General features: G+C 28.6%; 7 protein-coding genes. 1 reads left to right on the forward strand and 6 read right to left on the reverse strand.

The window, feature by feature from the left end; genetic code table 11:
- Positions 1-22 precede the first annotated feature (22 nt).
- From HUU89_RS11590 to HUU89_RS11615, 6 genes are read right to left on the reverse strand one after another with little or no spacing between them, the layout of a single operon-like run.
- The gene (locus HUU89_RS11590) at positions 23-541 is read right to left on the reverse strand and encodes an ATP cone domain-containing protein (RefSeq protein WP_022002304.1); all 519 of its coding nucleotides are present in this window, start codon (positions 539-541) and stop codon (positions 23-25) included.
- Positions 542-591: 50 nt separating this feature from the next.
- Positions 592-2,214, reverse strand: coding sequence for a B12-binding domain-containing radical SAM protein (locus tag HUU89_RS11595; protein ID WP_175301827.1), 1,623 nt, complete (start codon positions 2,212-2,214; stop codon positions 592-594).
- Between the two features lie 39 nt (positions 2,215-2,253).
- Positions 2,254-3,510 (reverse strand): D-alanyl-D-alanine carboxypeptidase family protein, encoded by a 1,257-nt coding sequence (locus tag HUU89_RS11600; RefSeq protein ID WP_147580725.1) that lies wholly within the window; start codon positions 3,508-3,510, stop codon positions 2,254-2,256.
- Between the two features lie 50 nt (positions 3,511-3,560).
- Positions 3,561-4,118, reverse strand: coding sequence for a Fe-S-containing hydro-lyase (locus HUU89_RS11605; RefSeq protein ID WP_022002307.1), 558 nt, complete (start codon positions 4,116-4,118; stop codon positions 3,561-3,563).
- Entirely contained in the window at positions 4,115-4,960 is an 846-nt protein-coding gene (locus HUU89_RS11610; protein ID WP_175301828.1) for a fumarate hydratase, read from the reverse strand. The genes HUU89_RS11605 and HUU89_RS11610 overlap by 4 nt, the downstream gene beginning before the upstream one ends.
- A gap of 9 nt (positions 4,961-4,969) precedes the next feature.
- Positions 4,970-5,788, reverse strand: a complete 819-nt coding sequence (locus tag HUU89_RS11615; RefSeq protein WP_032089648.1) for a MurR/RpiR family transcriptional regulator — start codon at positions 5,786-5,788, stop codon at positions 4,970-4,972.
- Between the two features lie 277 nt (positions 5,789-6,065).
- Here HUU89_RS11615 and mscL point away from each other — a divergent pair, with 277 nt between their 5' ends.
- Positions 6,066-6,509 (forward strand): large conductance mechanosensitive channel protein MscL, encoded by a 444-nt coding sequence (mscL, locus tag HUU89_RS11620; protein WP_175301829.1) that lies wholly within the window; start codon positions 6,066-6,068, stop codon positions 6,507-6,509.
- Positions 6,510-6,631: the final 122 nt, after the last annotated feature.

The raw sequence follows: 6,631 nt of genomic DNA on the forward strand, positions 1-6,631 counted from the left end.
AAGGAACTTTTCGTTCCTTTTATTATTTTATAACTGATTTTAATGTTTCATCTGTCATTGCAAAAGTTTCTGATACTTTTTGATAGATGATTTCTTCATCAATATTCAATTCTTTTAAAAGCTTAAAAACCTTTTTTAAATCCTCTTTTCTTGTTTTATCCATTGCATCATTCATTAAGTTTTCAAAAACATCAAACAAATTAATATCATCACTGGATTCATTTTCAATACTTTCTAACAAAATCGATTTCATATCACGAGAACGACTTCTTTTATCACGATATAAAATATAAGCCTTTGCTACTCTTACATAGCCTTCTTCAATTAAAATTTCTTCAACTGTATCTTGAACAAGTTCTACTGTTGGTAAAGTACTTTCTTTTTCTTCTAATCTTTTTTCTACATCATGAGCAATAGCATATACTTTCTTTAATTCTACTTTATCAAAACATGCACTAAAGGCTTTATAAAGCGCTCCAGCAATCTTGTCTACTTCAAAGTCAACTAAACGCCCATCTCTTTTTCTAATACTTTTAATCATACAAAGCCTCCTATCTATCTATAGTATAATGAAATTTTTATTTAATTTCATTAGATATGATATTTTTCTACATGGACTTGATAATTTTTATAAATTACTAAAATATAATCTTCTTTTAATTTTTCAACAACCCCATATCTAAAGACATCTTCTTGATTTAATTGATACTTTTCTATTAATCGATGTTTGATTTCTTTTTCGTTATCAATTCTTGTCTTCCACCATTTTTTAGGTTTGACTTTAGATAATCTTAAATAGTCTTCTATTAATTCATCTTCATATTGTTCTTTTAAATAAATATTGATATATTGGAATAATTCGTCTAATTGAAAACCAAAGAATTTAAACTGTTGAGCTTGGTAAAATTCACCCAAATCTAAAAAGAAATAAAATGGTGACTTACATTGTCTTAAGACTTTATTCATTGTTATTGGCATTTTCCCTGAATTCCAATATTTTTGTAACATATCTTCAGCTAAATGTATTTTTTCAATATCTTCTTTAGATAAATCATGACTCTCTATTAATTCATAAGGAGCATGTTTTTCATAAATATAACCATATTTATTAGCTTCTTTTCTTAAACTTGTTCCTCTTAAAAGTTTTAAGAACCCTAATTGTAATTCCTTAGGATATAATCTAAAAACATCATCAAATGATTTTGAGAATCTTTGTAAGTTCTCTAGTGGCAATCCTGCAATTAAATCTAAATGAAAATCTATTTTATGATTTTGTTGGAGTTGTCGAATAACATCACATAGACGTTCAAAGTTTTGATATCTTTGAACAACTTTATTTGTTGGTTCATAAGTTGATTGAATACCGATTTCAAATCTAAGTAAACCATCAGGTGCTTCTTCATTAATAAAATCAATAATTCTTTGATCTAAAACATCCCCATTGATTTCAAATTGTAATTGCACTCCTGGATGACAGTTTTTAAAAACAAAGTCTAATATTTCTAAAGCATGTTCTGTTTTAGCGTTAAACGAGCGATCTAAAAGCTTAATTACTTTGACATCTGTATTTAAGATTGCTTTTAATTGTTGTTTTAAATAATCCATTGAAAAGAATCTTAATCCTTTTTCTAATGAAGATAAACAATATTGACATTGATAAGGACATCCTCTACTTGTTTCAAAATATAAAATCCTATTTTTCATATCTTTCATGTCTCTTTCTAATAGATAAGGAGACTCTAACGTTTCTAAATAACTTAAATCAACTGGTGGAATCAAGCGTGGATCTCGATGTTCTTTCATACTAATACCTTGAAGCTTGACTTCTTCATTATTTTCCAAAGCTGTCAATAATTGATTTAAAGCAACTTCCCCTTCACCTGCCATAATATAGTCAATTTCAAACTCATCTAAAAAATGATCAATTTCATAAGTTACTTCAGGTCCACCAATAATAATCTTTAACTCAGGTTTTCTTTCTTTTAATAAATGACATAATTTTTGAATATGATCTACATTCCAAATATAGACACTTAAACAAAGAATATCTAAATCCATTGATAAAAGATCATCTACGATATGATTTAAATCATCTTTAATGGTATATTCTTTAAAATCAATATCATGATCATCTTTACAAGCTACATAAAGAAGTCTTAACGCTAATGATTTATGGATAAATTTTGAATTTAATGTTGTGATTAATGTTTTCATAATAACTCTATATAAAAATCTAGAGAAAACTCTAGATTTTTAATCTTTCTTAAATTTTGGAATAACGTTTTTATATAAACAATACTCTTCTAACGTCCAGTTTTGATCTTTAATTTCCTTAGCCACTTTTTTACCTACATAACGTAAATGCCATGGTTCATGAGAAATTCCTGTAATACCATCCGTTCCTTCTGTAAAACGAACAATAAATCCATATTTTGCACAGTTTTCAACAACCCATTTATATTCTGTTGTATCCCCAAAGACAAGTCTTTGTTTATCAACGACACTTTGAGAAGTCATATCAATACCAAGTCCTGTTTGATGTTCACTTGCTCCTGGAGTAGCTACATATTCAGCAGCATAAGCACCACCATATTTTTGTTCAGTTTCTTGATAGATTTTTTCTTGTTCTTCATATGAACGATAACCACTATTTAATAATAAATACATACCTTCTTTTTTAGCATCTTTGATCATTTTAACTAAAGCTTCGGCTGCAACTTTTCTAAGTTGTGGATGATCGCATGTTGGCGCTACATATTCACTATCTAATTCTACTAAATCTTTTGGTTCATAATCATTTAAATAGAATCCTTTTTTTACAAGAGTTAAATAATCATCTGGATTGGCAATATTATATTTAGCTTTTGTTTGACCATTACTTGAAACAATAAATGGATAATTAACAATATTAACGGCATAATTATAATCTTTAACAGTATTATATTGTGTCATATAATCATTGATTTTCTTTAAATCATATCCTTTTACTTTTCTAAAAGGAGCTGTTTGACTATTTGTAAGTTTATTGTCTATTAAAAATTGAAGATCACTTTTACCAGCACCATCTTTTAACATTGACCAAATTGTTTTTTCACTATAACCCATTGATTTTAATGAAGGCACTTGATTTTCAAAAATATAATTAACAACATCAACGATATCTTCATAATTCATATCTTTATGTAAAGAATAGAATTGTTCATATTCATCATAAAGAGCTACTTTATTTGAATTATCGATCCATTTTAAAATATGTTTCATCTCATCATGTGATAACAATTCTTTTTCTTCATCATTATCAAATGAGCTCACTAACTCACTTGTTGTTGACCAAGAGTAACCTTTCATCAAAAATTGAATTCTATTAAAATTAAAATAAATAATAATTCCTAAAATAACAACCACTGCTGCAATTACAGCAATCACAGTACGTCCTACTTTTAAACGTCTTCTTGAACTACTATAAGAACTGTAATAACTATAATCTGTTTTTTTCTTAAATAATCCCATTTCTTTTTTTCACCTCTATTAATGTATCGCTATTATAGAAAATATAGATACTACTTACAATCCTTTTTTAAATAGTTTTTTCTACCAATTTCATATAAATCATTTCCTAAATGATCAATCACTACAACTAATGGCATATTTTTAACTTTTAACTTACGAATTGCTTCCGGTCCTAAATCATCAAAAGCAATCACTTCACATTCTTCTATACATGAAGACATCATCGCTCCAGCACCACCAATAGCACCAAAATAAACGCCATGATAGTCAACAATGGCTTTTTTAACTGCATCACTTCGATACCCTTTACCAATCATCGCATGTAAGCCAAGTTTAATAAGTCTAGGTGAATAAGCATCCATTCTTCCTGAAGTGGTTGGTCCACCACTGCCAAATACTTGACCTGGTTTTGAAGGTGTTGGGCCAACATAAAAAATCGTTTGATCTTGGATATTGAAAGGAAGTTCTTTTCCTTCATCCAATAATTGAATCAATCTTTTATGAGCAGCATCTCTTCCTGTATAAATCGTTCCACTTAAAAAAACTTCATCTCCAGCTTTTAGCTGTTTAATTTTATCAACTGTTAATGGTGTTTCTAAATAAATCATAACGAAACCTCCTTATGACGTGAGACATGACAACAAATACTAACAGCGACTGGCATTCCTGCAATATGTGTAGGGAAAGTTTCAATATTTAAAGAAAGAGCTGTTGTCTTTCCTCCATAACCAGCAGGGCCAATTCCTGTTTCATTGATCATTTGTAATAATTCATCTTCTAAAGAAGCATATCTTTGATCTGAATGATGACTTCCAATTTCACGAATCATGGCCTTTTTAGCAAGCATTGTCACTTTATCAAAAGAACCTCCAATACCTACACCAATAACCATTGGTGGGCAGGCATTTGGTCCTGCATCATTGACCACTTTCATCACAAAATCCTTAATTCCTTGAAGTCCATCACTTGGTTTTAACATCTTAATTTGGCTCATATTTTCTGAACCAAATCCTTTAGGTGCTAAAGTAATATGAAAAGTATCCCCCTCAACAATATCATAATAAATAATTGCTGGAGTATTATCTTTTGTATTAGTACGTTCAAACAAAGGATCTTTAACAACTGATTTTCTTAAATACCCCTCTGTATATCCTTGTCTTACTCCTTCTTGAATTGCTTCATTTAAACTGCCACCTGTAATATGTACTTCTTGTCCCATTGTCACATAGACAAAAGCCATTCCTGTATCTTGACAAATAGGCATTTGTTTTTCTTGTGCCAACTTTGCATTATCCATTAATACTTGTAATGTTTTTTTGGCAAGTGCACTATCTTCTTCATCATGTTTTTGTGATAATGCTTTTTCAACATCTTGAGGTAAAATAGTTGCTGCTTCTATACACATTTTTTTAATTGCATCTGTAATTGTTGAACATGTTATTTCTCTCATATGTATCTCCTATTCAATAATATTATCTTTTACATCAGGATAATAAATAGAATAATATCTAAGTGACATTAATTCCATTGTTGTAAGTAAATTATGTTTACCTGTTTTTTTATATTTTGAATCACCTATTTCAATAATATAATTTGGTTCAAAACCAAAATCAAAGCTCTTATCATTGGTAATCACAACAACTTTCGCATTTGATTTTTTAATATATGAAATCATCTTTTGACTCCCATTAAAAATATGACCACTCACTGTTAAAATAATAGCTACACTATTTTCATCTAACTCCTTAGCACATTGAAGCTGACTTGTTTGTTCCATATAAGCCATTGTGAACTTCTCTAACATCAATAAATCAGTTTGAAAATGTAAAGCAACTGAATGTGAAAACTGTGTTCCAAAAAAAGCTACGTTATCACTATCATGAATCAGTTTTAAAACCTCATCGATTACATTCCAATCTAAATAAGAAGAAAGTTGACTTAAAGATGTACAAATTTGTTGACTATAATAAGCTGTACTTTCTTCTGGATGATCTTTCATCATATCTAAAGGAACATTAATTAAATTATTAAACTTTCTTGATGTTGAACTAAACCACGCACACTCTTGTTTTAAATGAGCATAATTTTCATAACCAAGTGTTCTACAAAAACGAGAAATGGTTGCTGGAGACACAAAACATTCGCTCGCAAGTTTAGAAATTCCCATATGAGCTACTTCTGAAATATGATGTGCCATATACCAGGCAATGTTATAATTTGTATCTGTTTCATTGGCGCTATCTAAATATATTAATAATCTATAAAATAAATTTTTCATGTCATCCTCCCCTATTCTACAATATTATACACTAAATTCATCTTTATGCTTATATAAATTTGTGATAACAAATCACATATTTTTTTACATTTGTAACTTTTTTTAACTATTTTTTATTTATATATTAAATCTGTAGAAAGAAAATAGATTTTACTATTCATATTCCCTCTATTATCTTTCTATATTATTCTTATCCTCCCAAATAAGAATAACATAAAAGGCATCTTGATGTCTTTTTTTCTTTTTCTTATAATAAAGAAAAAGGAGATCAATAATAATGTTAAAAGAATTCAAAGAATTTGCCTTAAAAGGCAACATGATTGATTTAGCTATTGGGGTTATTATCGGTGGTGCTTTTAATTCATTAGTTACTTCTCTTGTAGAAAACATCATTATGCCTATTTTAAGTTTAGTTACAGGTAAGATTGATTTTTCTAATCTATTTATTGCTTTAGATGGAAATACATACAAAACATTAGCTGCTGCTCAAGCAGCAGGAGCATCTACTGTTAATTATGGTTTATTTATTACTGGTTTACTTAATTTTATTATCATGGCTTTTGTTATCTTTATGATTGTTAAAACGATGAACAAATTAAGAACTAAAACAGAAAAACCTGTAGAAGAAAAACCAACGAAGAAGATTTGTCCTTATTGTCAAAGTGAGATCTCTATCAAAGCATCTCGTTGCCCACACTGTACAAGTCAATTAGAAAAGTAAAAAAACTCTCTGTAATGTACTCATTACAAAGAGTTTTTTAATAAAATTTTTATTACATTATTTATAATGATATTTAAGAGAGGAAAATATCGGTGCATGTTATAAATAATGCTATTTCTAAC

It is taken from the genome of Faecalibacillus sp. H12 (genome assembly GCF_013361255.1).
Lineage (GTDB): Bacteria > Bacillota_I > Bacilli_A > Erysipelotrichales > Coprobacillaceae > Faecalibacillus > Faecalibacillus intestinalis.

What these genes read in the sequence shown, in the direction of transcription:
- HUU89_RS11590 (WP_022002304.1), bottom strand. Translation starts at nt 541, where the DNA reads ATGATTAAAAGTATTAGAAAAAGAGATGGGCGTTTAGTTGACTTTGAA.
- HUU89_RS11595 (WP_175301827.1), bottom strand. Translation starts at nt 2,214, where the DNA reads ATGAAAACATTAATCACAACATTAAATTCAAAATTTATCCATAAATCA.
- HUU89_RS11600 (WP_147580725.1), bottom strand. Translation starts at nt 3,510, where the DNA reads ATGGGATTATTTAAGAAAAAAACAGATTATAGTTATTACAGTTCTTAT.
- HUU89_RS11605 (WP_022002307.1), bottom strand. Translation starts at nt 4,118, where the DNA reads ATGATTTATTTAGAAACACCATTAACAGTTGATAAAATTAAACAGCTA.
- HUU89_RS11610 (WP_175301828.1), bottom strand. Translation starts at nt 4,960, where the DNA reads ATGAGAGAAATAACATGTTCAACAATTACAGATGCAATTAAAAAAATG.
- HUU89_RS11615 (WP_032089648.1), bottom strand. Translation starts at nt 5,788, where the DNA reads ATGAAAAATTTATTTTATAGATTATTAATATATTTAGATAGCGCCAAT.
- mscL (WP_175301829.1), top strand. Translation starts at nt 6,066, where the DNA reads ATGTTAAAAGAATTCAAAGAATTTGCCTTAAAAGGCAACATGATTGAT.